General features: G+C 53.6%; 27 protein-coding genes. 5 read left to right on the top strand and 22 right to left on the bottom strand.

Annotated elements, in window-relative coordinates:
• Positions 1-25: 25 nt before the first annotated feature.
• From ftsL to QMG93_RS21865, 14 genes are all read right to left on the bottom strand, one after another.
• Complete coding sequence (ftsL, locus tag QMG93_RS21930; protein ID WP_281940225.1) at positions 26-451, bottom strand: cell division protein FtsL; 426 nt, start codon at positions 449-451, stop codon at positions 26-28.
• 13 nt (positions 452-464) lie between these two features.
• On the bottom strand, positions 465-1421 hold the full coding sequence (gene rsmH, locus QMG93_RS21925; protein WP_281940223.1) for a 16S rRNA (cytosine(1402)-N(4))-methyltransferase RsmH: 957 nt from the start codon (positions 1419-1421) through the stop codon (positions 465-467).
• 33 nt (positions 1422-1454) lie between these two features.
• The gene (gene mraZ, locus QMG93_RS21920) at positions 1455-1892 is read right to left on the bottom strand and encodes a division/cell wall cluster transcriptional repressor MraZ (RefSeq protein WP_010491914.1); all 438 of its coding nucleotides are present in this window, start codon (positions 1890-1892) and stop codon (positions 1455-1457) included.
• 119 nt (positions 1893-2011) lie between these two features.
• On the bottom strand, positions 2012-3088 hold the full coding sequence (locus QMG93_RS21915; protein ID WP_281940220.1) for a DUF4349 domain-containing protein: 1077 nt from the start codon (positions 3086-3088) through the stop codon (positions 2012-2014).
• Between the two features lie 165 nt (positions 3089-3253).
• A complete protein-coding gene (locus QMG93_RS21910) occupies positions 3254-4519 on the bottom strand; it encodes an adenosylhomocysteinase (protein ID WP_108531678.1) in 1266 nt (421 codons plus the stop codon).
• Positions 4520-4556: 37 nt separating this feature from the next.
• The gene (gene bshC, locus QMG93_RS21905; RefSeq protein WP_281940216.1) at positions 4557-6194 is read right to left on the bottom strand and encodes a bacillithiol biosynthesis cysteine-adding enzyme BshC; all 1638 of its coding nucleotides are present in this window, start codon (positions 6192-6194) and stop codon (positions 4557-4559) included.
• A gap of 166 nt (positions 6195-6360) precedes the next feature.
• Entirely contained in the window at positions 6361-7317 is a 957-nt protein-coding gene (locus QMG93_RS21900) for an ABC transporter ATP-binding protein (protein WP_054976806.1), read from the bottom strand.
• The gene (locus QMG93_RS21895) at positions 7314-8339 is read right to left on the bottom strand and encodes an ABC transporter ATP-binding protein (protein ID WP_063184254.1); all 1026 of its coding nucleotides are present in this window, start codon (positions 8337-8339) and stop codon (positions 7314-7316) included. Before QMG93_RS21895 ends, QMG93_RS21900 begins: the two co-directional genes overlap by 4 nt.
• 16 nt (positions 8340-8355) lie before the next feature.
• Positions 8356-9270 carry an ABC transporter permease gene (locus QMG93_RS21890; protein ID WP_216797439.1) on the bottom strand — a complete coding sequence of 305 codons (915 nt, stop codon included), beginning with the start codon at positions 9268-9270 and terminating at the stop codon, positions 8356-8358.
• Positions 9270-10205, bottom strand: coding sequence for an ABC transporter permease (locus QMG93_RS21885; protein ID WP_281940209.1), 936 nt, complete (start codon positions 10203-10205; stop codon positions 9270-9272). Before QMG93_RS21885 ends, QMG93_RS21890 begins: the two co-directional genes overlap by 1 nt.
• 247 nt (positions 10206-10452) lie before the next feature.
• Positions 10453-12114 (bottom strand): peptide ABC transporter substrate-binding protein, encoded by a 1662-nt coding sequence (locus QMG93_RS21880; protein WP_281940207.1) that lies wholly within the window; start codon positions 12112-12114, stop codon positions 10453-10455.
• Between the two features lie 403 nt (positions 12115-12517).
• A complete protein-coding gene (locus QMG93_RS21875) occupies positions 12518-12913 on the bottom strand; it encodes a DUF3397 domain-containing protein (RefSeq protein WP_281940205.1) in 396 nt (131 codons plus the stop codon).
• 37 nt (positions 12914-12950) lie between these two features.
• Positions 12951-13934 carry a ketopantoate reductase family protein gene (locus QMG93_RS21870; RefSeq protein WP_281940203.1) on the bottom strand — a complete coding sequence of 328 codons (984 nt, stop codon included), beginning with the start codon at positions 13932-13934 and terminating at the stop codon, positions 12951-12953.
• Between the two features lie 139 nt (positions 13935-14073).
• Entirely contained in the window at positions 14074-14724 is a 651-nt protein-coding gene (locus QMG93_RS21865) for an RsfA family transcriptional regulator (RefSeq protein ID WP_281940201.1), read from the bottom strand.
• Between the two features lie 302 nt (positions 14725-15026).
• Here QMG93_RS21865 and QMG93_RS21860 point away from each other — a divergent pair, with 302 nt between their 5' ends.
• Positions 15027-15257, top strand: coding sequence for a DUF2626 domain-containing protein (locus QMG93_RS21860; RefSeq protein WP_010491888.1), 231 nt, complete (start codon positions 15027-15029; stop codon positions 15255-15257).
• A 59-nt stretch (positions 15258-15316) separates the two neighbouring features.
• Here QMG93_RS21860 and QMG93_RS21855 read toward each other — a convergent pair whose 3' ends face one another.
• Positions 15317-16444, bottom strand: a complete 1128-nt coding sequence (locus tag QMG93_RS21855) for a class I SAM-dependent methyltransferase (RefSeq protein ID WP_281940198.1) — start codon at positions 16442-16444, stop codon at positions 15317-15319.
• An 89-nt stretch (positions 16445-16533) separates the two neighbouring features.
• Between QMG93_RS21855 and QMG93_RS21850 the strand changes: the two genes are divergently transcribed.
• The 3 genes from QMG93_RS21850 to QMG93_RS21840 all read left to right on the top strand — a co-directional run bounded on the left by QMG93_RS21850 (position 16534) and on the right by QMG93_RS21840 (position 19267).
• Positions 16534-17478 carry a hypothetical protein gene (locus tag QMG93_RS21850; protein ID WP_281940196.1) on the top strand — a complete coding sequence of 315 codons (945 nt, stop codon included), beginning with the start codon at positions 16534-16536 and terminating at the stop codon, positions 17476-17478.
• 97 nt (positions 17479-17575) lie between these two features.
• Positions 17576-18691 carry a hypothetical protein gene (locus QMG93_RS21845; protein WP_281940194.1) on the top strand — a complete coding sequence of 372 codons (1116 nt, stop codon included), beginning with the start codon at positions 17576-17578 and terminating at the stop codon, positions 18689-18691.
• Positions 18692-18724: 33 nt separating this feature from the next.
• The gene (locus QMG93_RS21840; RefSeq protein ID WP_281940192.1) at positions 18725-19267 is read left to right on the top strand and encodes a hypothetical protein; all 543 of its coding nucleotides are present in this window, start codon (positions 18725-18727) and stop codon (positions 19265-19267) included.
• A gap of 84 nt (positions 19268-19351) precedes the next feature.
• Here the strand turns inward: QMG93_RS21840 and QMG93_RS21835 are convergent, their stop codons facing one another.
• The gene (locus tag QMG93_RS21835; protein ID WP_281940315.1) at positions 19352-20686 is read right to left on the bottom strand and encodes a PhoH family protein; all 1335 of its coding nucleotides are present in this window, start codon (positions 20684-20686) and stop codon (positions 19352-19354) included.
• 106 nt (positions 20687-20792) lie between these two features.
• Between QMG93_RS21835 and QMG93_RS21830 the strand changes: the two genes are divergently transcribed.
• Positions 20793-21320, top strand: coding sequence for a YhcN/YlaJ family sporulation lipoprotein (locus QMG93_RS21830; protein WP_281940190.1), 528 nt, complete (start codon positions 20793-20795; stop codon positions 21318-21320).
• A gap of 70 nt (positions 21321-21390) precedes the next feature.
• On the opposite strand, the gene QMG93_RS21825 is transcribed toward QMG93_RS21830, so the two are convergent.
• From QMG93_RS21825 to QMG93_RS21800, 6 genes are all read right to left on the bottom strand, one after another.
• Positions 21391-21843 (bottom strand): pyridoxamine 5'-phosphate oxidase family protein, encoded by a 453-nt coding sequence (locus tag QMG93_RS21825; protein WP_281940188.1) that lies wholly within the window; start codon positions 21841-21843, stop codon positions 21391-21393.
• 140 nt (positions 21844-21983) lie between these two features.
• Positions 21984-22259 carry a hypothetical protein gene (locus QMG93_RS21820; protein ID WP_281940186.1) on the bottom strand — a complete coding sequence of 92 codons (276 nt, stop codon included), beginning with the start codon at positions 22257-22259 and terminating at the stop codon, positions 21984-21986.
• 6 nt (positions 22260-22265) lie between these two features.
• On the bottom strand, positions 22266-22733 hold the full coding sequence (locus QMG93_RS21815) for a hypothetical protein (protein ID WP_281940184.1): 468 nt from the start codon (positions 22731-22733) through the stop codon (positions 22266-22268).
• A 27-nt stretch (positions 22734-22760) separates the two neighbouring features.
• On the bottom strand, positions 22761-23033 hold the full coding sequence (locus tag QMG93_RS21810) for a YlaH-like family protein (protein WP_036677256.1): 273 nt from the start codon (positions 23031-23033) through the stop codon (positions 22761-22763).
• Between the two features lie 78 nt (positions 23034-23111).
• Positions 23112-24953: a translational GTPase TypA gene (gene typA, locus QMG93_RS21805; protein WP_281940180.1), complete on the bottom strand. Its 1842-nt coding sequence runs from the start codon at positions 24951-24953 to the stop codon at positions 23112-23114.
• A gap of 225 nt (positions 24954-25178) precedes the next feature.
• Positions 25179-25847 (bottom strand): TerC family protein, encoded by a 669-nt coding sequence (locus QMG93_RS21800; protein ID WP_281940178.1) that lies wholly within the window; start codon positions 25845-25847, stop codon positions 25179-25181.
• Between the last annotated feature and the right edge of the window lie 51 nt (positions 25848-25898).

The following is a 25898-nucleotide window of genomic DNA, read 5'->3' as shown; positions in this document are numbered from 1 at the left end:
TATCCTCCCTATTCCAACGGACGGATCAGGGTTGATCCTTTGTTTTTTTGGAAGCGACGCTTTGCCCGGAGGTCCCTGAAGTTTTCCCTCCCTGCGGCTTCGTTTGATTCGGATCGGCTACGCTGTAGCCGCGGCTGCGGGCTTCTTCCTCAAGACGCTGATGGTCAGAGAGCGCGTCCACCTTTTGCTTAAGAACGCTGTTCTCCGCTTCCAGATTGGCAATTTTCTTCTCAATGGTTTGAATGCTGGAGCTTATCTCGTAAATTTGCGCATAACGCCAGATGATGACACCCGCAACGACGACGCAGACGGCAACCGTAAACAAATAGAGCAGCTTTTCTTGTACCGGCAACGTTTTGTTCCGGTATACGATCTTTTTCGTTTCCTTGACTTTGACTTTGTTCTCGGTCCGCTGTTCGACTGCTAAATTCCCTTGAATATAAGCCGGCAAGATGCTTTCCCCCTCAGTTCGTCAGTTTTTCCGCGATTCTCAGCTTGGCCGAGCGGGCGCGCGGATTCGCTTCGAGCTCTTCCGTTCCGGCTTCGATCGGCTTGCGGTTCACCAGTTTAACGATACCGGCAGATCCGCATACGCACATAGGAAAGTCGGGCGGGCATGTGCATTTGGCTACATATTTGGCAAACGTTTGTTTACATATCCGATCTTCGAGCGAATGAAAGGTAATGACCGCAGCCCGGCCTCCCGGGGCCAGACAGCGGATGGATTGCTCCAGCGCGTCCTCGAAGGCGCCGAGCTCGTCGTTTACGGCGATCCGCAGCGCCTGAAAGCTGCGCTTGGCCGGATGCGGTCCGGTACGCCTCGCCGCGGCGGGAATCGATTCCTTGATCAAATCAACGAGCTGTCCCGTCGTTTCGATCGGCGCCTTGGCGCGAGCCGCGCCTATTGTCGCTGCGATGCGGCGAGAAAACTTTTCTTCCCCGTACTCGAATAAAATTTGCGCAATCTCCTGCTCCGACCATTCGTTGACGATGTCTCTCGCCGTCAGCGGAGCCGTCCGATCCATCCGCATGTCCAACTCGGCGTCATGATTGTAGCTGAAGCCGCGGTCAGCCTCGTCGAGCTGTGGAGACGACACGCCCAAATCGAACAAAATCCCGTCCACCTGCGGACGGCCGTCTCTCAAAGCGCGCGGTACTTGGGCAAGCTCGCGCTCCAAATAGCGAAAGTTGCTGCGAACCAGCTTCACCCGGTCCATAACCGGAGCGAGCCGCTCCCTGGCATTGGCAAGCGCCGCGTCGTCTTGATCGAAGGCGATAAGCAAGCCCTCCGGCCCGAGACGCGAAGCAATCTCGAAGCTGTGCCCCGCTCCGCCAAGCGTACAATCGACATAAACGCCATCCGGTTGTATATGTAATCCTTCTACTGCTTCCTGCTTAAGTACGGTCACATGATGAAACATCCCGCTGCTCCTCCTACGCCGGCTTTTCCCGGGTTATAGATCAAAGTTAAAATCGACCAGTTTCTCCGCAATTTCGGCGAACGATTCCTCCGATTGCTGGAAGTAGTTTTCCCAGATCGACTTGCTCCAAATCTCCACCCGATTGGAAACGCCGATAACGACACAATCTTTCTCCAGCTTGGCGTGCTCGATCAGATTGTTCGGCAGGTTTACCCTGCCCTGCTTGTCCAGCTCGCATTCGGTGGCGCCGGAGAAAAAGAACCGGGTAAAGGCGCGAGCGTCAGACTTCATGAGCGGCAGCGCTTTGAGCTTCTGCTCCAGCACCGCCCACTCGTTCATGGGATAAACGAATAAACATTGGTCCAGGCCGCGAGTGACGATGAATGATGTTCCCAGGGCTTCGCGAAACTTGGCCGGCACGATCATCCGGCCTTTTTCGTCAACAGTATGTTGATACTCCCCCATGAACACCACTCGCCACCCCCTTTCCTCCACTTTACCCCACTTTCCACCACTTGTACAGTAATGATTCGTCACGTTAACAAAAAATCCTGCTTCGTCAAGAGACGACCGCAGGATTTTTTTTCGGGTTATTCTGTTTTTTCCCGGGGTGGTTCCTCATTCTCCCCGGCTTGCTCCGGAAGGGACAAACGGTCAGATGGCTGCGCTTCCGACGGCGGGTTATCCCCGGCCAGCCGCGTACGAATCTCCGCCAGCTTCTCCTTGCGCCGTTTGCGTAGGAGCCAGACGGGAATACCGATCAACACCAGCAGCAGAATCACCGGCAGTGCTCCCGCCAGAAAGACGAACAACCACTGAAGCAAGAAGCCGAGCACCGCCAGGCTTCCGTTCAACGCTTCTGACGCCCGCTGCCCTAGCGGCCCTTGACCGCGCGCCTGAATAACCTCGGCAGAGCTGTTTTTTTGCGTCAGCTTCAGCTCGATGGTCGACATGGCTACGTTTTGCTCCAAGTACCGCATACGCCCTTTAATTCGCTCGATTTCTTCCTGAACCTTGCCGAGTTCGTTGGAGAAAGCAAGCAGCTCATCGGTCTTCGCAGCCTTTTCCATAAAAGCGATCAGCCGGCTCTCCACCACCTGCTTTGCCTTCAAACGCGCGGAGAGATCGACATACTCCTCCGTCACATCCTGACCCTGCAAGTTTTTCTGCAGCGTCGGCTGAATCTGTTCAAGCAGCGCCAGCAGCGATTGGAAGCCGGTCGCCGGCACTTTGATGACGAACGTACCGCTTTTCTCCAAACCGGAAGCGTTCTCGTTGAACTGCAAAATGTAGCCGCCCGACTGCTTGACCGCCTCCTGTATTTTCGCTTGCGCCTCTTGATACTTTTCCACCTGCATGACCAAATTTGCTTTGTAGATGATTTTGCGGTTGAACGCCTCCGATGTCTCAGGCGCCGTTTCTCCCGTCAAGCTTGCGCCTGCGGCGGGCTTTACCGCATTCGAATCGGCCGTCTGGCCGGTTGAGCCAGCAGGACTTGCTCCGCTATTTTGCGCCATTTTCTGATCGCCCACAGCCAACTTCTCCGAGTCCGTTGAAACGGCACTGCAGCCTGCAAGCCATCCGGCCAACAGCAGAACCGCCCCGGCTCCGCGCATCAGCCGCAGCAAGTGCAGCTTCGGCGCAGCTCCTTCCCTTACCTTTCGCATATTGCCTCCCCCTTCTTTGTCTGAATCCCCACAGCTACTGAACGCTGCGTTATTCCCTAGACGCGAGGAAGGTTTCCATTGTTTCAATTTTATGACAACTCCCAACAAAAAAAATCTCCCCTTGACACTCCTGCATCAAAGGGAGATTCGATAGCCGGCTGCGGATTAATGCTCCGCCCAGCTGTCCAAGTATGCTTTTTGCTCATCGGTCAGCGTGTCGATGCCAATGCCGAGCGAAGCCAGCTTGAAGCGGGCCACTTGCTCATCCAGCTCGTAAGGCACATTGACGACTTTGCGGCCGATTTGCTTGTAGTTCTCGTTCACGTACTTCAAGGACATCGCCTGAAGCGCGAACGTCATGTCCATAATTTCTGCCGGATGCCCGTCGCCTGCAGCCAGATTGACAAGACGTCCCTCGGCCAAGATGTAAAATTTGCGACCGTCTTGAAGCGTATACTCCTCGATATTGCGGCGAACCGTACGTACGGACACGGCCAGGGCCTCCAGCTCCGGTTTGTTTACTTCCACGTCGAAGTGACCGGCGTTGGACAAGATGGCTCCGTCCTTCATGACTTTGTAATGCTCCCCGCGGATGACGTCCCTGTTGCCCGTAACCGTTACGAAGAAATCGCCCACCTTGGCCGCTTCGCTCATCGGCATCACCGCAAAGCCGTCCATGTAAGCTTCAACCGCTTTGATCGCGTCGATTTCCGTCACGATGACATTTGCGCCGAGCCCTTTAGCGCGCATGGCCACGCCCTTGCCGCACCAGCCGTAGCCGACAACAACGACCGTTTTCCCTGCAACGACAAGGTTCGTCGTCCGGTTGATGCCATCCCAAACGGATTGGCCCGTACCGTAACGGTTATCGAACAAGTATTTGCAGAATGCGTCGTTGACCGCAACCATCGGGAATTGAAGCTGGCCGTCCTTCTCCAGCGATTTCAGGCGAAGGATGCCCGTCGTCGTTTCTTCTGCGCCCCCACGCACGTTCTTCAGCAGATCTTTGCGCTCGGAGTGGAGAATGGTCACCAAATCTCCGCCGTCGTCAATGATCAAGTCCGGCTCGGTTTCAAGCGTCTTGATCAACAGCTCCTTGTATTCCTTCGGCTCCGGATTGTATTTCGCAAATACGGTGATGCCGTCCTCTACCAACGCCGCGCATACGTCGTCCTGTGTGGACAGCGGATTGCTGCCGCAAATGGTTACTTGGGCGCCGCCGGCTTGAACCACTTTGGCCAAATAGGCCGTCTTGGCTTCCAAGTGAAGCGATATGGCGACTTTCAGCCCTTTAAACGGCTGTTCCTTCTCGAATTGCTCGCGGATGCGGTTAAGCACCGGCATGTGAGCATTCACCCAATCGATCTTCAAATGTCCTTCCGGTGCTAGCGCAATGTCGCGGATAATGCTGCGGTCGATCGTACTTGCCATCGGTAACGTCCTCCTTGGATCATGAATTCTCTACGTATTACATGTAACATATACGATGCTTCCCGTCCAGTGGCAAAGGTACTTCCACGAGTTCCCTTATCCAACCGTTGCCGTATTTGTTCAAATAGGCTAGCAAATTGTACACCCGCTCCTGCGGCTTGCTGTCAGGCAGCAAGGAAAGCCCGATGCGGGCAAATTGCCGAAGCCCCGCCTCATACTGCGCACGAAGGCCGTCATCCGCTTTGTGCTGCAAGAAATCGATTTGCTCGATAATTTTCCCCAGATTCGTTTCGCCTAATTTTTGCAATCCGGGATTGATTGCGGCCATCGCTCCGATCAACGGCTCGTAGCTGGCGCGAAACTGCTCTTTCACCTCGGCAAAGCGAGCATCCAGTTGAAGCTGGTCTTGCTCCCGAAGCCAGGCCTGCTGCTTCTCATCCAAGCGGTATAGCGCATCGTCGATGGCAAGCCCGTACTTCTGCATGTTTTTCTGGATCGTGCCTTCCACAAGCGTAAAGCCCAGACGCGGTAGAACGATCGGCATCCGCATGCCCACCGTATGAAACGCTTCGCGCGTCAAAGCCCAATAAGCAATCTCAGACGGTCCCAAAACAGTTCCGAGCACAGGGAACAAATAGTCCTGCATCAAAGGCCGCGTCATGACGTTGTTGCTTAGCCGCTTCGGGGCCTCCTCCGCCCATTGCAAAAGCTGCTCCCGGCTGAAGCGGCGTTCCCCCTTGCGGTCGGTATAGCCTCCCTCTCCATCCGTGTAAAGCAGGATGCGCTCGCCATGTTCGTCGAAGACGAATAAGTTCGCGCCGTTGCCGGAAACTTCAGCTTGCGGTACATATCCCGCTGCCCGCAGCTTGTCTTGCCCCCGCAGAAGCGCTTCGTTAATCGAACCGCTTTGCTCCGCCAGTAGGCGGAACATCGGGCTTTCGAGCCGCCGCAGCTCCGGGTCGTCCGAATCGACCAGTACGAGCCCGTCCCGTCCAAACCAAGCAGAGAGAAGGCGCGCAAAGCTGTCCGTCAAGGAGACGGCCCCGTCGATCGACGAACGCAGCGCTTCCATCAAGCCCTCCTTGAACTCCGTAGGCATAAGCGTCTGCTCAAGGACAGCCAGCGCCTCGTCCCACTGTTCCGGCGAGATTGGCGTCCGGCTGACGGAGGTGCGCAAGCCGGTCGGATGCTGCAGCTTGATCTTCTGGAGCTGCTGATCCGCCGTCAGAACCGTCACATGGTTCACTTCGTCAAAATCATGATCCTCCCCGGCAATCCAAAATACCGGCACCACCGGCCGGCCCAGCTTCTCCGAAGCTTCGCGGGCCGCCCGAATCAGCGTAATCGCCTTGTATATAACGAGCAGCGGTCCGGTAAACAAACTGGCCTGCTGGCCTCCTACGATACACAGCGTACGGGAATCCTTAAGCAGCTCGATCGAACGAAGCGCTTCTGCCGAAGCCCCCGCCCGTTCGTTGAACCGGCGCAGCGTTTCCGCAAGCCGCTGGCGATCAGCTCCATGAATCCGCTCGCGGTCGATCCAAGCCGCACGTGCCTCCCAACAGACGGCATCCGAAGGATTGTAATCGAAAAACGCGCTTATTTTTTCGAAACGGTCCGAATAATCGCCTGCCAAAGGTTGGCCGGAGTCCCACTGCATTATTTCTATCCGCAATCCGCCCGCCACCCTTCCTTTTAAAATGTAAGCTGCTTCCGGTTTGTAAATAACATGAGCATTACTATTTTACACGTGATCCGGGAAATCGTCAAAAGGTGGGGGAACTGATATGGATCGTTTCGTTATAGTTAAAAAGCCCCTGCACATGCAGAGGCTTTCAAGGTTAATATAAATGGCAGGCCGTAAAGTGACCGGGTTGGACTTCTTTAAACTCCGGCATACTTGCCGCGCATTCCGGCATCGCCTTCGGGCAGCGTGTACGGAACGGACAACCGCTCGGCGGGTTCAGCGGGCTCGGAATTTCGCCTTCCAGAATGATCCGCTCGCGCGTACGCTCCACTTCCGGGTCCGGAATCGGGATCGCGGACAAGAGCGATTGCGTGTAAGGATGCAGCGGATTCGCATACAGCTCCTCGGAAGTCGTTACCTCGACCAGCTTGCCGAGATACATAACACCGATACGGTCGGAAATATGCTTCACCATCGCAAGATCGTGCGCGATGAACAAGTAAGTCAGACCGCGCTCTTTTTGCAGTTTCTTGAACAAGTTGACGACCTGCGCCTGAACGGATACGTCCAGCGCGGAGATCGGCTCATCCGCGATGATGAACTGAGGCTCGATCGCCAGCGCCCGGGCAATGCCGATCCGCTGACGCTGTCCGCCCGAAAATTCATGCGGGAAACGGCTCGCATGCTCCTCGTTCAAACCTACCGCATTAAGCAGCTCGCTAACGCGCTGCTTGCGCTGTTTGCCGTCGGCAAGACCATGAATATCGAGTCCTTCGGCAATAATGTTGCCAACCGTCATCCGCGGGTTCAAAGAAGCGTACGGATCTTGGAACACCATCTGCATATGACGACGGAACTCTTGCAGCTTATTTCCGCGCAGCTTATGCACGTTCTCGCCATTGAACAGCACTTCGCCACCCGTCGCTTCATAAAGACGGATGATTGTGCGTCCGGCCGTCGATTTACCGCAGCCGGATTCGCCTACCAAGCCGAACGTTTCGCCGCGGCCGATCGAAATATTAAGCTTGTCGACGGCTTTTAATGTCTTGCCGCCGCCCAAGTGAAAGTGTTTTTGCAAATCGCGTACTTCCAAAATCGGATTGCCCTTCATCGTGCCGCACCTCCAGCTTCTACAGGTCGCTCTACTTTAGGCGCATCGGGATGCAGGAGCCAGCAGGCTGCCGAATGCGTCTCGGAAAGCTTCGTGTGCTCAGGATCGACTTCCAGACAGGCTTTCATGGCGTAGGGACAACGCGCTGCAAAAGCGCAGCCTTTCGGCGGGGCGAACAAGTCCGGCGGCGTTCCCGGAATCGGCACCAATTCGCCGTCCTTGTCTTGGTCCAGACGCGGAACGGAACGAAGTAAGCCCCACGTATACGGATGTTTCGAATCGTAGAACAGCTCGTCTACGGTGCCCTGCTCCACAACTTTGCCGGCGTACATGACAATGACGCGCTGCGCCATTTCCGCAACGACCCCAAGGTCATGCGTAATGACGATAATCGATGCTTCCGTTTGCTCGGACAGCTTCTTCATCAGTTCGATAATTTGCGCCTGGATCGTCACGTCAAGCGCCGTTGTCGGCTCGTCGGCAATAAGCAGCTTCGGATTGCAGGCAAGCGCGATGGCAATCATAACGCGCTGGCGCATCCCGCCCGAAAATTCGTGGGGATATTGAGTGATCCGGCCTTCCGGGTTGGAAATGCCGACCATTTTCAAAATCTCTACTGCACGCTTCCGCGCCTCGCTTGCGCTTAAGCCCTGATGCTTAATGAGCCCTTCGGCGATCTGTTTCCCGATCGTCATCGTCGGGTTAAGCGAAGTCATCGGGTCCTGGAAAATCATCCCCATTTCGGAGCCGCGGATTTTTTCCATTTCTCTATTTGAAATTTTGGTAATTTCCGTTTTGCCGTCGAATTTGATCGATCCGCTCTTGATCATGCTCGGAGGCGTCGGAATGAGCCGCATAATCGTTTGGGCCGTAACCGATTTGCCGCAGCCGGATTCGCCTACTATGGCGAGCACTTCCCCTTTTTTGAGGTCGAAGGAAACGCCGCGAACGGCTTGCACTTCACCGGCATAGGTGCGAAACGATACTTTGAGGTCGCGAACCTCCAATATATTTTTGCTCATGATTTGGGCACCCTCCTTACTTCCTCATCTTCGGATCGAGCGCATCGCGAAGGCCGTCACCGAGCAGGTTGAAGCTCATCAGGATCAAGCTGAAAACAATCGTCGGGAAAATAACCCGATGCGGGAAATAACGGATCGAGTTGGCACCGTCGGACAACAGCGAACCGAGCGAAGCGAGCGGCACGCGGATACCGAGACCGATAAAGCTCAGGAACGCTTCGACGAAAATAGCCGAAGGAACGATAAACGTAATTTGTACGATGATCAAGCTAAGCGCATTCGGTACCAAGTGGCGGAAAATAATGCGCGCGCCTCCTGCGCCCAGCGTTCTGGCCGCAAGGACGTATTCTTGCTCCTTCAAGGTCAGAACTTGACCGCGGACTAGCCGCGCCATCGGCACCCAGCCGGTGATGGCATAAGCGATGATGATCGTCATAAAACCAGGTCCGATAACGATGATCAGCAAGATCGAGATCAACAGAAACGGGATGGAGTGAATGATTTCGATAATACGCTGCATAATATCGTCCACCCGGCCGCCGTAGTAGGCCGAAACGCCCCCGTAAATCACGCCGAATACGAGGTCGAGCAGCGCGGCAATAATCCCGATTGCCAAGGAAATCCGCGTCCCCCACCATACGCGCACCCACAGGTCCCGGCCGAAATCGTCGGTTCCGAACCAGTGTGCACTGGATGGCGGTAAATTTTTAATATCGTAGTTTTGCGTCGCGTAATCGTAGCTCGAAAAAATCGGTCCGAACGTAGCCAGCAAAATCAAGATGACAAGCGTTGTCATGCCGAACATGGCCAACTTGTTTTTCTTGAGCCTTCTCCACGCATCCTGCCAGTAGTTCATGGAAGGGCGGACGACAGCTTCCCGGCCGACTTGCTCTCGGACAACCGGCTGGAACAGGTCTTTGGACATCTGCATTACTTGCTACCTCCCTTAACCAAACGAATGCGCGGGTCGATGAAACCGTAGATAACATCGGTAAGAAAAAGCACAATGACAAGGATAAACGCATAGAAAATGGTCAATCCTGTAATCATGGTGTAGTCGTTGGAATAAATGGATTGAACAAAGTGCTTCCCTAATCCCGGCACGACGAAAATTTGCTCTACAATCAGCGTACCGGTGATCAGACCGACAAATACGGGACCCAGCACGGTAACAACCGGAAGGATCGCATTACGGATCGTATGCTTAAGAACGATGGCCGGCTGGGACAAACCTTTAGCTTTCGCCGTTTTGATGTAGTCCTGATTCAGCACGTCAAGCATAGACGTTCGCATGAGCCGGGCAAGAATGGCAATCGTACCGAACGATAAAGCAATGGAAGGCAGTATCCTGGATGACGCTCCTGTCCACATCCCCGGAGGCAGCCAGCCTAGCTTCACCCCGACAAAATAAGACAGCAAAGGCCCAAGAACGAAGGATGGAATCGAAATACCGACAATTGCCGTAAACATCGCTGTGACATCAAGACCTTTGTTATGATTCAAAGCTGCAATAATGCCGAGAATCAATCCGACCGTAATGGCAATCGCGAGCGCCCACAAACCGAGCTCCAGCGAAGCCGGGAATGCTTGATGAATAATGTCCGTGACTTTGCGCGTCGGGAACTGGAAGGATACGCCCAAATCGCCATGGAGTACGTTATTCATGTATTTCAGGTACTGCTTCCAAATCGGTTGATCCAAACCGTATTGAGCATAGAGCAGTTTTCTTTGCTCAATCGTCAATTTTTGCGAATCTTCCCCGAACGGATCCCCTGGCAAGTTTTTCATCAACACGAATGTGAAGGAAACAACCAACCACAAGGTAATTACCATATAAACCAGACGACGCAGCAAATAGCGAAGCATGGCACACCTCCTGAACTAATTCAAACAAGGACAAGCAGCAAGGCTCGAAAAGGCTCGATTGGAAACAGCCGAACTGCTTCGCAAGCATAGACCGCTCCAAAGCAAGACTATGTTTGCGAAGCAGCTCCGCTTCCTCCGAACAGAGGGCAGTTGCGTACAGAAAAAATCGGAGCCGTTCCAAAGATCAGAACGGCCCCCTCGTTGACGAATCAGCCACTACTTACTATGGTTCATCGGGAAAAACGGATTACTTAATGGAAACCCACTTCAGTTCCCATTCTTTGGACATAGGAGGCAAAATCAGGCCTTCTACGTTCGGTTTCTTCGCGTAAGGTCTCGTACGGAAGTAGAGCGGAGAAATCGGAAGATCAGCCATCAGCTGCTTCTCGGCATCGATCAGCATTTTGGAACGTTTCGCCAAGTCGACTTCTTTGTCTGCGCCTTTAACCAGATCGTCATACGCTTTGTTGTTGTATGCCACATAGTTGAAGGATTTGTTGTCGGACAACCACATGTCGAGGAACGTCATCGGATCGTTATAATCGGCGCCCCACAGTGCGAACAGAGCGTCGAAATTGTTTTCTTGCATGTTTTTCACGCGCAATGCGAATGGCAGCGGCTCGCCGTCAACGTCAACTCCGAGGTTCTGCTTCCATTGAGCTTGAACGAACTCAATCGTCTTTTTCGCGCCTTCGGTATCGTCAGCCGTCAGCTTGAACTTCGGCAAGGAAGTCATGTTCAGCTCTTTCAAGCCTTCAGCCAGAAGCTGCTTCGCTTTTGCCACATCGAAGGCAGGTTCAGTATCACCCGCTACTTTACGGAATTCCTGCTTGTTGCCGTCAAGAACGGTTACTGGAACCAGACCTGTCGAAGGAATGGACGTTCCCCCGTTGACAACTTCGTTGTAAGCTTTGCGGTCAATCGCCATGCCGAGAGCTTGGCGGATTTTCACGTTCGCAAACGCCGGGAACTTCGAATTGTGGAACATCAGGTAACCTGTTACGAATTCTTTCTTCAGCGTCAAATCCGGCTTGCCTTGGTAAGCTTTGGCCTGCTCGCCGCGAAGCTCCGTCAGGTCCACTTGGTCCGTCTCGTACATGTTAAGAGCCGTGTTAGCGTCTTTAACCACGTTGACGGTTACTTTGTTCAGTTTCACGTTTGCAGCATCCCAGTACTTGTCATTTTTGACGAGAACGATTTGCTGCTCGTGATCCCATTTTTCCATTTTGAACGGACCTGCACCGATAATTTTGTCGGCATCGGCGCCGTTTTTGTCGCCTTGTGCCTTGACAAAATCGCCCTTTTGCGGGAAGAAAAGCGGGTTAGCCAATTGGTCGGTGAAGAACGCAACCGGTCTTTCCAGCGTAATTTCAAGCGTTTTATCGTCTTTTGCTTTTACGCCCAGCTCTGCTTTTTTCGCTTCCACTTCTTCCGGCTTCGCTTTATTCAATGCAACGCCACCTTTGATCCAGGAGAGCATCGTTGCGTATTTCGCTTTTGTCGCCGGGTCCAACGTACGTTGGTAAGCCCATACAAAATCGCTTGCTTTCAACGGGGAGCCGTCGGCCCATGTCAAACCGTCGCGAAGTGTGATCGTATACACGAGGCCATCCGGGGAGATATCCGGAAGCTTTGCTGCCAGACCTGGTTGCGGCTTGCCTTCCGCATCCAGACGGTACAGACCTTCGTTCACCGCGTTAAGAATTGTAAAAGAAGGATTCGTCGTTGCCATGGAGCTGTCGATTGCCGGCGGTTCTGCCGCGAGGTTGATTCTAATTTCTTGAGCCGGAGCTTTTTTATTGTCTGTGCCCCCCGCTTGTTGGTTATCTGCGTTGCCCGAGCAACCCGCAACGGTTGTGCCAAGCATAGCTGTAACCGATGCGAGGACGAGAAGCTTGTTATACTTCATAAGACTGACTTCCTCCTTTTTAGTTTATGTAATTATATGTTAATTCTTGTCGTGTTATATAACATGACATAGAATTCACACCTTACATGACACCCTTTGATGATATAAGATTCCAGCGGAAAAGTAAAGACCCTGTTGAATGTAACCGTTACCAAATAGAAATTATACAACCACGGGTTAATAAAATCTAGTGTTATTTTTTGTTTTTGCCCATTTTCTGTAGTTTTTAGTATTATTATATCACTTTTTGTAGTTTAATCACAAAAAAATAAAGAGCCTTTTGGGTTAGACTCTCAAAAATGGGAGCATTTTATTCGTTAATCGCTACAATACGGATTTGTGTTCCGTATGCAGCCCCGCCCGATGTCCTCCATCAAATTAAGTACGCTCATCTCTTTACTCTTTACGAGTTGATCATATATTTGCCGATGCCGATGAACAGCAGGAGAACATAGCAGGCCGTCAGCAGCACAAAACCAAGCCGTCCCAGCGTTCTGGCGATTTTGATCAAATCGATCTTTCCCTTAAGCCGGTTTTGCATATTTCCAAGCAAGCCGGCGGCAACGAGAAACAGCAGCACGATCGTCCACAGCAGCATTCCCGAATCGAACAAATTCCGGCTCATGAACGCAACGGAGCCGATAAGGAACAACGTGGTGATATCCATGCTGAGATGCGTCGCTCTGCGCTTGTCTTTCGTATAATAGTAAACGGCAACCCATACAATGAAAAAAGCTACGAACGGAACGAGCGCAAGAAACGTATAAAGCTGCTGCAGCCATCCAAACAATGCACTCAAGCGATATCACCCGATTTCAATCGATAATGTTCGGCCGTCAGGGCCGGTGCCCGGCTTCCGCGGCCTTGATCAGCCGGTATACGGTAAGATGCGTCGGAAGCTCTATTTCGCTACGGTTCGCCTCCCGCAGCAATCCTCCCGTAATGGCGTCGATTTCCGTAAGACGGCCAGCCGTCATGTCCTGAAGCATAGAGGACCGGTTGTTTGCGGTCCGCCGGCATACCTCCAGCAACTGCTCCCACAGATCCGGCTCCAGCCGGATGTCAAGCGCACGCGCCAGAGCAACCCCTTCATCGTACAAAGCACGCATCAGCTCTCCGGCTCCCGGCAAACTCAGAAGCTCGCCGTTTGGCACCCGCAGCAAGGCGGTGAGCGGATTGATGACGGCATTAATAAGAAGCTTTTGCCAAATACGGCTAGAGATGTTTTTCGACACGGATGCGCTAAATCCTGCCAATTGCAGCCAATAAACCAGATTTTTTTGCATGATTTCCGAGACTTCGGCCCTTTCGTCTCCTACTGCGCCTACCCAGGTCATGCCGCTCCCCGTATGAACGGCTTCCCCGGCGGTGGAGATCATCGCGCCTTCCGTCGTCACAGCTGCGAGCAGCCGTTCCGCAGGTACATACGCAGCCAGCGTCTCCAGATGCCCGATGCCGTTCTGCAAGCAGACCATCCATGCCGAGGATCCCATGCGCCGGCCAAGTTCGAGCCCAAGCTCCCGGGTTATAGCGGACTGCTTCACGGCTAGCAGGATAACATGCGGCCCGCTTCCGTCCTTTCCCCCGAACGCTTCCTTTTCCTCCCACAGCCGAACGCGGGGAAAAGCCGTAATTACTGCCCGCGCGCTTTTTTCCTCCGATCCGGAAACGGCATCCATCAAGCGCAGTCCGGCAGCTTCGATTTCAGCTTTCCGTTCGGCCCGGCGGACGACGACCTCAACCTCGTGCCCCGCTTTGGATAATCTGACCGCAAACAACGTTCCGAGCGCCCCTGCTCCAATCACCGTAAAACGGCCCATCGTCTTTCTCCCCCGTGCGCTAAAAAGTTTGTACAGTCTATCATAGCAAAAAATGGCGGGGTACGCACAAAAACCCCGGAACCGGCAGCCCATGGCAGCCCGATTCGGGGGCTCTTCCTTTTTTATGAGACGGTTCCGGTTATTCGATCCGTTCCAGATTCCCGTTTTCATCCATTTTAAAGCGTGTTTTGCTTTCCTCTTCTTCCTCCGCCAAAAAAGCAAGCTTGCGGGCCCGGTCCATAATCTGGATAAGCGCTTTGTAATCGTCGTTCACGACGCGGTAATCGGTCGAGACGTCACTGACCTGCCGGCTGAGCTCGTCATTAAGACTGCGCAGCCGCTCAAGCTCATCCTGCTTGTCGTTCAGTTCTTTCTCAAGCTGCCTTACGTGCCGCACCATTTCCTGATAGCTTCCTTTCCACTGCCGCAGGAAACGGATAACGGCGTCGATCGACAACTCTTCTACGATCCCGTCGCTGCGCACCGCGCCTTCCGAAGCCAAAGGGCCGCCCATGCCGCTGCCCGCAACGGATGCGAACGCGCTCGCATGCTTGCGGTGTTGGTTCCTTTTCTGGCGCTGCGCTTTGGCGATCTGAATCGCCGCCTCGTATTTCTTGCGGACGAAGCTGTTCCAGCGGAAGCCGCAAGCGGCCGCGGTTCTACCTATTTTTTCGCCCACTTCTTCAAAAGCGGACAGCTGTGTGCTGCCTTCGCGAATATGTCTTAACGTCACCTCCGCCAATATCAAATCGTCTTCCTCGCTCCAAGCGTCTTGTCTGATTGCCGTCATCAAGCCGTCCTCCTAACCCCTATAGGTTCATCCGCATCTATGTTCGTGATGCATAAAGTGCTGCGTTACTTTATCTCTATGCCCATGGTAGAGTTCATAGAATACTTTTCTAGTAATTTGTATTGCCAATTTTCAAGGCGGTCATACATCGTTTGGGCGGATTTGGGCAACGATATGTTGTGAAGGGCTAAAAATTTGACTAAAATTCGTCACGGATTGGGCGTTTACACGCAAGAGGGCTTTCGCTATAATGGTGGGTAGTACATAAGTATCGAACGTGATCAAAGAGAGGGGGATACAGGATGGATCGCATGTTTCGCGTTCTCGGCTTCTGGACGCTTGTAATCGGGCTCATGGCGTTGGCCGGCGACTTTATTCCGATGGCGCTCATCTTTTTCGCCCAGACGGCGATTTTCACGCTGTTAGGATACATGAAATTGTCCGAACGTGCCTACATATTGATTTTTTGGGGCTACATGATTGTTTCGTTTACAGGGTTTACCTACTGGTCATTTTTCAAAATGTCCATCTAATCCTGCCAGTTCGGAAAAAAGTAAGCGAATACGGAGACAAGAAAGGCGAACCGCAAGCTTCAGTGCGGTTCGCCTTTTTTTTGAATCAAAACCTTGAACAGCTCGCTCATCCGGTCGCTGAGGAGCAGCTGCCGAATGGCCCGATTGCGCCGGGCTTGCGGCGAGAACGGGTCCCGGGCGTCATGATCGCTCAGCTCGTCAAGCAATCCCTGCTCCAGCAAAAATTGCTTCTGGCTGAACAGGTCCAAAGGCTCCAGACCCGCTTCCTTCCCGGCATCGATCAACGCGCTGAAATTGACATGGGCGGTCATATCCTGTTCGCCTGGGAACTGCAGCGGCGTATCGGAGGCCTGGTGCTTTCGGTAGCACAGCAGCGTTCCGTTCATCCGGTGCGGAGCGTAGAGCTCTTCCCTGACGTGCCCGTAGTCGATCGTCAGCAGCACACTGCCGTTCCCCATGCTGCCGGCAACCGTCCGCAGCCAGCGCAGCGCGTCCAAATTGATCTCGAATCGCTGCCCCATCCTCGGCGGAATCGCTTCCTTGCGGATAAAGGCCTCAAGCTCGCCTCTCGATAACGGTCTTTCCACCTCTGTCAGGCAGCTTCGTTCATCATCCCAGCCAACCAGAATTTCGCGCCATCCGGCTTCGCGGCTAACGATTCGGTACACCGGAAAGGCGTCCGGCAACTCGTTAGACAATACCAGCGTGTTGTGCCAAGGACCTGCCTCGTGCCATTCCTCGTCTGTGAGATAGCTCACAAGCGCCCTATGGGGCGCTAGCGCCTCCGATTGAAGGCTCCGGTGCATCGGGCTTCTTTCGACGCTCACGAAGCGCAGCCGCGCATACAGCGCAGGAGAGCCGCTTCGGATGGCGTCAAGCATTTGTCTCGCTAAGGTTCCGTCGCCCCCTCCCCACTCCGTTAAGCAAATATCGCCGCTCCGCGTCTCCGCAAAGCTTCGAAGGTAGGAGGCGAGCATGTCGCCTAGCACGCTGCCGACCGAAGCGCTCGTATAAAAGTCGCCCGCCCGGCCGATTTTGCGATTCGAATTCATATAATAGCCCAAGCTCGGATGATACAAGCACAAATCCATATAGTCCCGGAACGAAATCGCCCGGTCCTGCTGCATCTCAATCTGTTCCCGAATTGCTTGCAGCAGCGGGGAATCGTTCGCCTGCTCCGTTTTCATGCGCCTACCGCCTCTCGCCAAATTACTAAAGACAAAACCTCCCCTACTCGCTATAATAGGATGAGAAAAATAGGAGAGGAAGCAGAGCCTTGTTTAAACCAAGAACGATCTTTTGCGCGGCCCTTATAAGCTGCACCGTTCTGCTCACGTCCGCCTGCACCGATCATCAGCAGGTGAAGCAGGATTTGATGCAAGCCGTCGCCAAGCAGGAGCAAATCCAAAGCTACCGATATGCCGGGGAAGCGGAGCTGAAGCTGGACGCTTCTTTATTTTCGGGCTCGCAACCGGTAACTGCCGCTTTGCTAGGCCTGGTCAAAGACAGCAAATTCGAATACAGCGGGCTCGTTTCGCTCGCAGATCCGGTCCGAATGGAAGCCTCGGTCAAACTTACGCCGAAAGGCGCGGCTTCGCCCATCGAACTGCCGTTTCTTCTTAAAGATAACAAAATGTATCTGCAGATGCCAGCCATTACGAAAACAGACGAATATTTGATGCTGCCGCTGGACAAACAAGCGGACAAGCTCAAAAACACCGGAAGGCTGAGCGCTTCCCTGACGGGCAAGCTGCTGGAAGGGGTCAACCCGAACTGGCTGGAGCCTGGCAGCAAGGACGAAAAGCTTGCCGACGGCGAGCCGGCGAAGCGCATTACGCTTACGGTGACGGACAAGAACAAGCAGGAAGCGGCAAAATATTTCGCCACCGCACTGCCGTCGGTGCTTAACGAGCTGATGACCAGCGGACTGAGCGGATCGGGACAAACCGGGGAATGGAAAACTTCGCTGGAGCGGATCAAGATCGAAGCTCCTACGACGTTAAGTATCCTGATCGACAATCAAGGTTTTATCCGCGAACAAACCGGAAAGCTTTATTTTTCGGTCGAAGGCGGAAACGATACGAAAAACAGCGTGGAATGGACGTACAAGGTGCAAGAGATCAATCAGACGCCTGCCTTTACGAAAGAAACGCCGAAGCAGGTAAAACATGCGGAAGACATTTTACGATTGCTCCCTAAGCCTCAAGCGGGCAAAAAGTAACGTGACGGAAGCCCTTCCATGGCACAGCGCCGTGGAATTTTTTTGTCATGTTTTTCCCATTCCTATGATAATCTTTAGTTGAAAGGACGGGAGGGACATGCGTGTGAATATACGCCAATGGGCTATCCTTGCGCTTTTCTCGGTATACGGATGTTTATCCGCCTTGTGGCCCTATTCCGCATATGCGGAAAGCGGACAAGCGGACAGAAGCTTGCTGCAGAAAGGCTTGACCATCTATGAGATCGATCAGGAGCTAAACCGCATTGCCGACCAGGAAATCAAGCTCCAGGCACAGATGCAGAGCGCAGAACAGCAAATTCGCGAAGCGGAGCTTTCCACAAGCGAGGCGAAAATTCACGCCGCCAAAGTCGTCCGCTCTTACTACATGGGCGACCGCGATTCGCTGTGGGCGCTGCTATTCTCGGTAGGTTCGTTCTCCGATGCGGTTTCGGTGCTCGACTATTTGCAAATGATTCTGCGCAACGATAAACAAGCGCTGCAGCGTCATACGGATGCATGGCAGCGGCTGGCCTCGGTTAAAAAAGAGCTGGCTGAAGCCCATACCTCCCTGCAGCGGACGAAAGAGCGTTACTTGCAGCAGCGTGAACGGCTCACCGCACTTCAGAAAGAAGTAGATGCCCAGCTCGCCGATAGCAAGGAACAGGCGGCGCTGCTACAGCAGCAAATGCTTGAGCTCAATAAGCTGTGGGAGGACAAGGGCATTCCGCTGTTCAAGACGTACTTCCAAGCGCTTGCGGGTGCGATGCAGCAGCTTCCAGAGCTGGTGACGTCCGGTGGCGGTAAGAACAAGAGCGGCAATCTGGTCATGAACGGAGTAAATTATACGTTTCAGATGACGGACGGCGAATTAAACGATTTTTTGCGCAAAAAAAATGAACGGTTCCGCAATCTGACGTTTCACTTCTATCCCGATCAAGTATCGGCCTCCGGGCAGGAAGGCGATATTGCCGTCATGATCCGGGGAAGCTACGAGATGGCCTTAATGGATGACGGAAGCGGAAAACCGTTTATCCGGTTCCGAATTTTGGAAATGCAGTTTAACGGCTTTTCCCTGCCTGCCACGACGGTGGAGGAATTCGAAAAAAGCTTCGACCTGGGGATTTACCCCCAAAATATCGCCTCGTTTTTGCAGGTAACCGGCGTCCGGCTGGAGGAAGGAAAGCTAAGCATCATGCTGAAGCTGGCCTTATAATTTCTAAGCTGATCCGCCCCGAAGAAGAGGAGCGTGAAAACGTTGACGAAGCCCGTGCTCAAATATGCGGCAGCTCTGGATATCCCCGAAGACAAGCGTGCCGGCTATTATGCCCAGATTGTTAAAGCGTTGGCCGAAAAGACTGCTTTGTTTGATCGGGACAAGGAGCTGATGATTTTTTCGTCCCCGGAAGAGCTGGAGCAGCTTATGCCTATTTTGGAGCAGTATGCCATTCCGTCCGAGGAACTAAACGTGCTTCTGCTGCCGGCTCCGGTCACGACGTATCCGGCCTTCGGCGATTACGGCTTCGTCAGCCGTCTGGAGAACGTTTATCTGTATGCAGAGCTCGTCGCCTTATGCCGGCTGCGGGCTGCGACGGAGGCAAACGATGCGCTTGGGCGGGCCTTCGAGCCGCAGCAGGCAAAAGCGCAGCTTGAGGAGCATTTGCTTGCTGCTTGGCCGGAGCCGGGAGGCGGCTCTGCCTTCGCCATCGAAGCCCAATTGGCCGAGCTTGCGGAAGGCATTGCCCGCGCCTACGGCGGCACTGTGGAATGGATTTATTCGCCCGAACAGTAATGCCTGATCTGTCTATTTAACGAAAAAACGGTGGTGCAGCGATAGATTGATTTCTATCGTTGGCATCACCGTTTTTTTGTCTTCCTACAGCAAATCGGCGGCTAGCTGCGCCAGATGCGAGCGCTCCCCGCGCTCCAGCATGATGTGTCCGCTGATCGTTTGCTCCTTAAAGCGCTCGACAACATACGTAAGGCCGTTGCTTGAGGCATCCAGATACGGATGGTCGATCTGCTCGGGATCGCCCAGCAGGACGATCTTACTGCCCTCGCCGACACGGGAAACGATCGTCTTGACCTCGTGCTTGGACAGGTTCTGAGCTTCGTCAATGATGATGAACTGGCCGGGAATGGACCGTCCGCGGATGTAGGTCAGCGCCTCGACTTGAATGCTGCCGAGCCCCGCCAATATTTTATCGATATCGCCCGGCTTTTTCGTATCGAACAAATACTCCAAATTATCGTAGATCGGCTGCATCCACGGCCGCAGCTTTTCTTCTTTTTCTCCCGGCAAGTACCCGATGTCCTTGCCCATCGGAACGACGGGACGGGCAATCAGCAGTTTTTTATACTTTCTTTCGTCCTCGACCTTTAATAAGCCTGCAGCAAGCGTCAGCAGCGTTTTCCCCGTGCCTGCTTTGCCCGTCAGCGTGACCAGCGGAATATCGTCGTTGAGCAGCAGCTCCAAAGCCATGCGCTGCTGAGCATTCCGCGCCGCGATTCCCCAGATCGGGTCATTGCTAAGGAAAAGCGGCTCCAGCTTCTTCCCGTCGGCATTCACTTTAAGCAGCGCCGACTTGCTGGTGCCCATCTCGTCTTTCAAGATGACGAATTCGTGCGGATGAAGCGTATAGCCGAGCTGCAGCGAATTGGTACTTAAATAGCGGTACGTGTAAAACTCGTCGATGACCGAAGGGTGCACCAACAAGGTCAAATGTCCGGTGTAAATGTCTCCGGCCACATTAACGACCCGGTCGGTCAAATAATCTTGTGCCGTAATGCCCAACACGTCGGCTTTGATCCGGACGAGCACGTCTTTGCTGACCAGAATAACCGGCTTCGGGTCGGATTTCTCCTTCTCTTCCAGCAAATAATTAAGCGCTACCGCCAAAATTCGATTGTCGTTCGTCACTTCGGCGAACACTTCCTGCAGCTTCGCGAAGCTCCGATGGTTCAGTTCCACCTTCAGGCTACCGCCGCCGGGAAGCCCGATGCCTTCAAACAGCCGGCCGTCGCTGCGGAGCCCGTCGAGCATCCGGGAGATTTGGCGCGCATTGCGCCCCAGTTCGTCCGCGTTGCGTTTCTTGGAGTCGATTTCCTCCAATACGACCGCCGGAATAATAATATCGTTATCTTCAAAAGCGTAAATCGCGTTCGGGTCCTGCAGCAGCACATTGGTATCCAGCACATAAATTTTTTTCATCATGAGTCCCTCCCAGGTTCGGTGTTTGGTTCGGCTCAATACATAGGAATTTTCCCGTCAGGACAAACTAGCCAAAGCCGATGACGAAAAGAAAGGACGATTGCTGATGAAATTGTTTGTCGTGACCCTCTTGATGTTGTCCGCTGTCGTGTCAGGATGTAACCAAGCACCAAAAAATGGAGCTGCCCCCTCGCAGACCGCCGATTCGAACCGGCAAGTACAAGTGAAGCAAACGGCACCGCAGAAAAAAGAAATTCAGGACCCCCGCGCCGTAGCCAACAGACTAGAGCAAATCGCTGTCAGCGTGCCGAATGTGGAGAGCGCCAATTGCGTTGTCTTCGGCAATACGGCCGTCGTGGGAATCAACGTTCCGCCTGCCATGGATCGCGCGAAAGTCGGAACGATCAAGCTATCTGTCGCGGAGGCGCTCAAAAAAGATCCATACGGAGTGGATGCGCTAGTAACCGCGGATATGGATTTAAACCAGCGCTTGTTGAACATCAGACAGCAAGCGATGAACGGCAGGCCAATCAACGGCTTCGCTGAGGAGATGGCGGCCATTATCGGCAGAATCGTTCCGCAGATGCCGCGTGACGTAAATCCGCTGCAATCTCAGCCGCCCGCTCAAAGGTAACCCGCAAGTTCCAGGCAGTAATCTGTAACGTTCTTTGAGGTGGAAAAAAAGCCTAGGACGACTAACGGTCTTAGGCTTTTTGCATCGCGTCGAACACCTGCGTGTCCAGCTTCTCAGCGGCACGATTGTCGTACGTTTTTTCATATTCAGGCGCAACGGAAATGCGCGCTCCGTAAAACATCGCATCGCGCACCGAAGCAATGTCAATATCATAGCAAGCCAGCTTGAACGGAACCCCGTCAAGAGCTTCGGCAACCTGACGCGCGCTTCCGTAAATCACGAAGACGGAGCCGGCGCCGATAACCGTCAAATTCACATGCGCATGCTGCTTGATGTTCGTCAAAATGCGCGAACGCTGGTCGACGGCAAAACGAACCGTCGTCCGGTCTTTAGCGAATAGCCACGAAATGGCGTTTGTCGCAGGCGAACCGGTTTCATGATCGATCGTACTTAAGAGAGCAAACGAATCCTTTTGGAGTAGATCGAAGAGCTGTTCCGTCAAGGCTGTGATCGTTTCGGCCATAGGCTCCCCTCCTGTAAAGGTTTGTCTCCGAATCTAAGACCATTATAGCATACGGGGTAGGTAACAGCTACCAGCAGTTATCACGGACACTCCCTTCGGACAATGATATTTTATTGTATCTCGCCGTCCGGGGTTATATGTCAATCATTGTATTTCGGATTGGAGTTAATGTCCGTTAAAAGCTGTTCGGCGAGCTCGCGGTCGAACCTTCTCGTATGGAAGACGCCTCCAGCCTCTTCGTACTCCACGGTATAGGTCTCTTCGTCGGCCGTGCGGACGAACCGTTCGAGATGATGATCCTCCCGCAAAATCGCTTCAAAAAAATCTCTCGTTTCCGATGCTGCCAGGTCGTCCGGCCGGGCCTCCGCCACAATGCTGATCTGCAGCCAATTGAACACCGCATCCTGTAAATTCACAAGCTCTCAGTCCTCTCTCAGCAAAATCACTTGACGGCCGCCTGCCGTCCATGTCCGCATGACATTCAGCCAGCGCTCCGCCTCCGGCTCGGCTTCAGCTTGCCGGAGCAGCGCTGCCGCTTCCCGTGCCGTCAGCATCCGGTTCAAATACGCTTCGGCACAATGGGACAGCCGCCAGGTCGGATGTTCATCCGCATCATCGGTCATGGCTTCCGAAGGCTCTGCTGCGGTGGACAATCGAATATCGCCGGATTGCACGAGTGCAAAGGGGAGCTCCTCCGTACCGCAGACCTCGCCCGACTCGTCCTCCGGCAACAAATGCGCTTTGAACATCATCAGCAGCCGCGGATGGATTCGTCCCATCGTTTCCAGGAAACGCATCCTGAGGCCCTCGGGCTCAAGCCGAAGCCGTTCTCCGCCGAGCAGAGCCGTTTCCCCGTCCCACGACAAGGGGACTAGCCAGAAGTCCGACATTGCTAAGCACCTCCATTAAGCAAGCCCTTACGATTTGCGGTTTTCCCGATCCTGAACGTAGTAGCGAATCCGCACCATGAGCATCAGGACGACCGCGACGGTCAGGCTCAGCACGATCGGCAGCCCCGCCAGTTGAAAGAACAGCAGCATCCCCGATCCGAGAGCCAGCATTAGGTAAATGATAGCGTCTTTCAGAATCGGCAGTTTCCGCGTCTTGAATACTTTATTGTACACGTAAGTAATCAGCACGAAGATGATGATCCAGGTCACAAACGGATGCGCCCTCAGCCATTCGAGCATCGGAATCCTCCTTATGTAGACTTGCAAAGAAAGCTCCGATTGCTCAGAGCTTTCCCGCGTCTTCTTTATTGAGTTGAATTAAGCGTTGGCTTCCGCCATTTTACGCTGCTTTTCGAAACGCTCGCGCTCGCCTTTGTTCAATATTTTTTTGCGGAGGCGGATCGACTTCGGCGTAATTTCGCAGTATTCGTCGTCATTCAAATATTCGAGCGCCTGCTCCATCGAATAGAGCCGCGGCGTTTTCATTTTGACCGTATCTTCCTTCGTTGCCGAACGGACGTTCGTCAACTGTTTTTCTTTGCAAATGTTGACGATGATGTCGTTATCGCGGTTGTGCTCGCCAACGATCATGCCTTCGTAGACCTCCGTGCCTGGTTCCAGGAACAGCGTACCGCGGTCTTCGACCGATAGCATGCCATAGAACGTGGAAGTACCTGTTTCGCTTGAGATCAGCACGCCTTCATGTCGTCCGCCCACGCCGCTGCCCGCATACGGACCGTAGCTGTCGAACGCGTGGTTCATAACGCCGTAGCCTCGGGTTAGCGTCAGGAAGTAGGTCCGGTACCCGATCAAGCCGCGGGCCGGAATGAGAAACTCCAGACGAACGTTGCCGGAGCCATTATTGATCATATTGACCATCTCGGCTTTACGCGTACCGAGGCTTTCCATAACGGAGCCCATGCTGTCTTCCGGCAAATCGATGATCAGCCGCTCGATCGGCTCCATTTTTTGGCCGTCGATCACGCGAATGATGACTTCCGGCTTCGATACTTGCAACTCGAATCCTTCGCGGCGCATATTCTCGATCAAAATGCCGAGATGCAGCTCGCCGCGGCCGGATACGACAAACGCGTCGGGGCTGTCCGTTTCATCGACGCGAAGGCTGACGTCGGTTTCCAGCTCTTTGAACAGACGCTCGCGCAGCTTGCGGCTCGTTACCCATTTTCCTTCACGGCCTGCAAATGGGCTGTTGTTCACAAGAAACGTCATCTGGAGCGTCGGTTCGTCGATCTTGAGCACCGGCAGAGCTTCCGGGTTCGCCGGATCGGCCAGCGTTTCTCCGATGTTGATGTCCTTGATTCCGGAGATCGCGATGATATCGCCCGCGCCTGCCTCTTCGATCTCAATGCGCTTCAAGCCCTGAAAGCCGAAAAGCTTCTCGACACGCGCCTGCTTCACTTGCCCTTCGCGGTTGATGACCGCAATCGGCTGACCTTGACGCACCGTTCCGCGGTTTACGCGGCCGATGGCGATCCGGCCCAAGTACTCGTTATAATCCATCAGCGTGACAAGGAATTGCAAAGGCTCCTCGACGTTCTCGGTTGGCGCCGGAATGTGGCTGACGATCGTATCATAGAGCGCCTGCATGTTTTCGTCCAGCTTTTCCGGATCCAAGCTGGACATTCCCATAAGACCCGATGCGTAAACGACCGGGAAGTCAAGCTGATTGTCGTCCGCTCCCAGCTCGATGAACAAATCGAGCACTTCATCGACCACTTCGGCCGGTCTGGCGTTCGGACGGTCGATTTTATTGACGACGACGATCGGCGTCAGATGCTGTTCCAGCGCTTTGCGCAGCACGAATTTCGTCTGCGGCATCGTTCCTTCGAAGGCGTCGACGACAAGCAGTACGCCGTCGACCATTTTCATAATCCGTTCCACTTCGCCGCCGAAGTCGGCGTGGCCCGGAGTATCGACGATATTGATCAAGAAGTCTTTGTATTGGATGGCTGTATTTTTCGCCAAAATGGTAATGCCGCGTTCCCGTTCGATATCGTTCGAGTCCATGGCGCGTTCCTGCACCGCCTCGTTCTCCCGGAACGTTCCGGATTGCTGAAGCAGCTTATCCACCAGTGTTGTTTTGCCGTGGTCGACGTGGGCGATGATGGCGATATTACGAATTTTGTCTCTCGAATGCATGTAGTCTCAAAATCCTCTCTTTGAATTTGGCTCAATGTCGTGCTCCTTGTTGCCGGAGCGCAGCCCGTTCACAAAAGTAGCGTCGGACGTAAGCGCCGACGCTACAATTCACACTTTATTATACGTGCAGATGCCGCAAAACGCAAGATAGCTTGCGGGATTAACCGATTATTTACAATGCCTTTTCATGGTTGAAAAACGATGTTCCGGTAGCCTGCCGGCCTTCTAGGTATGCCGCTGCCGCGGCCGGAACACCCATTTCTTAAGCACGCCGGACGCAAGTACGATCAATGTCGTGGCGATCGGCAGCACATAATGCGAAATATCCCCGAACAGTCGGGTTGCCAGCTTCTCGTCAGCAATAAACATTTCCCCTGCGGTATAGCCAAGAATACCGGCTCCCAAATAAACGAAAATGGGGTACCGTTTCAGTAAATTGACAACCAAGGTGCTCCCCCAGACGATAATCGGAATGCTAAGCCCGATCCCGAGAATGATTACCCCGACCTCTCCCTTCGCTTTGGCCGCAATCGCCAATACGTTGTCAAGGCTCATGACGAAATCGGCCAAAATTATCGTGCTGACCGCTTTGCCGAGGGTTGCCGCTTGCTTCACGTTGGAATGATCCTCCTCATCGATCAGCAGCTTGATGGCAATCCACAGCAGCAGCACCGAGCCGAGCGCTTGAATAAATGGCACCTTTAAGACATAGACGGCAATGACGGTCAGCACGACCCGCAGGGCGATCGCCCCGAAGGCCCCCCACCAAATCGCCTGCTTTCGCTGATGCAAAGGCAAATTTTTACTCGCCAAAGCGATGACGACGGCATTGTCGCCGCTCAGCACGATATTGATCAGCATAATTTGCAGAAACAAAATGAACCAATCCAGCATAGTCGTTACCCTCCATCTCATTCAATTTGATCTGGAGTCCGGCGAACGATG

The organism is Paenibacillus tyrphae (assembly GCF_027925525.1).
GTDB lineage: Bacteria > Bacillota > Bacilli > Paenibacillales > NBRC-103111 > Paenibacillus_G > Paenibacillus_G tyrfis_B.
This window is presented reverse-complemented; position numbering and strand designations above follow the sequence as displayed.